Raw genomic sequence first — 1,246 nt, 5'->3', positions numbered from 1 at the left:
TGATCTTACCCGCCAATAGTGGACACGCGACTAAGTGAGTAAACTCTCTACCAGAGGTAGCTCACATGACAAAATCCGTATCAACCAGTAAGAAGCCACGTAAGCAACATACGCCTGAATTTCGCAACGAAGCCCTGAAACTTGCAGAACGCATCGGTGTTGCTGCCGCTGCTCGTGAACTCAGTCTGTACGAATCCCAGCTCTATAACTGGCGTAGCAAGCAACAGAGCCAGACAACTACCTCTGAGCGAGAGAGTGAACAGGCAGCAGAGATTGCTCGCCTCAAGCGCCAACTGGCAGAGAGAGACGAGGAACTGGCCATTCTCCAAAAGGCCGCGACATACTTCGCGAAGCGCCTGAAATGAAGTATGTCTTTATTGAAAAGCATCAGGCTGAGTTCAGCATTAAAGCGATGTGTCGGGTGCTTCGGGTTGCTCGCAGCGGTTGGTATGTCTGGTGTTGTCGCCGCCATCAGGCCAACTCGCGTCAGCGATTCCGGCTGGTCTGCGATGATGCCGTCAGCAAGGCATTCAATAACGCCAAACAGCGGTACGGTGCCCCACGACTGGCTGACGAACTAGCGGAGTATAATGTGAAAACCATTGCTGCCAGTCTGCGCCGTCAGGGGCTACGGGCAAAAGCCGCCCGTAAGTTCAGTCCGGTCAGCTACCGGGACCACGGCCTGCCAGTGTCTGAAAATTTGCTAAAGCAAGATTTTATCGCCAGCGGTCCGAACCAGAAGTGGGCAGGCGATATCACGTATCTTCGCACGGATGAAGGCTGGCTGTATCTGGCGGTGGTGATCGACCTGTGGTCGCGTGCGGTTATCGGCTGGTCGATGTCATCGAGAATGACGGCGACGCTGGCATGTAATGCCCTACACATGGCACTGTGGCGACGAAAACGACCTCAAAACGTCATTGTGCACACTGATCGTGGAGGCCAGTACTGTTCAGCAGACTATCAGGCCATGCTGAAAGGCCATAATCTGCGAGGCAGTATGAGCGCAAAGGGATGTTGTTACGACAATGCCTGTGCAGAAAGTTTTTTCCACTCGCTGAAAGTGGAATGTATCCACGGTGAGCACTTTGCCAGCCGGGAAATAATGCGAACAACGGTGTTTAATTATATTGAGTGCGATTACAATCGCTGGCGTCGCCACAGTGCCTGTGGCGGACTCAGCCCGGAACAGTTTGAAAACCAGAACCTCGCTTAGGGCTGTGTCCACATTACGTGGGTAGGATCA

At 53.1% G+C, this 1,246-nt stretch carries 1 protein-coding gene; it reads left to right on the top strand.

Features of this window, described 5'->3' with window-relative positions:
• Positions 1 to 65: 65 nt before the first annotated feature.
• A protein-coding gene (locus Q3A88_RS21825) for an IS3 family transposase (RefSeq protein WP_317178662.1) occupies positions 66 to 1,216 on the top strand; the annotation gives its coding sequence in 2 pieces (ribosomal slippage) (positions 66 to 324 and positions 324 to 1,216; 1,152 coding nt in all).
• Positions 1,217 to 1,246: the final 30 nt, after the last annotated feature.

The organism is Pectobacterium sp. HCp5_1 (genome assembly GCF_032905925.1).
Lineage (GTDB): Bacteria > Pseudomonadota > Gammaproteobacteria > Enterobacterales > Enterobacteriaceae > Pectobacterium > Pectobacterium brasiliense_A.
The sequence above is the reverse complement of the archived record's forward strand: the minus strand, read 5'-3'. Positions and strand labels throughout refer to the sequence as shown.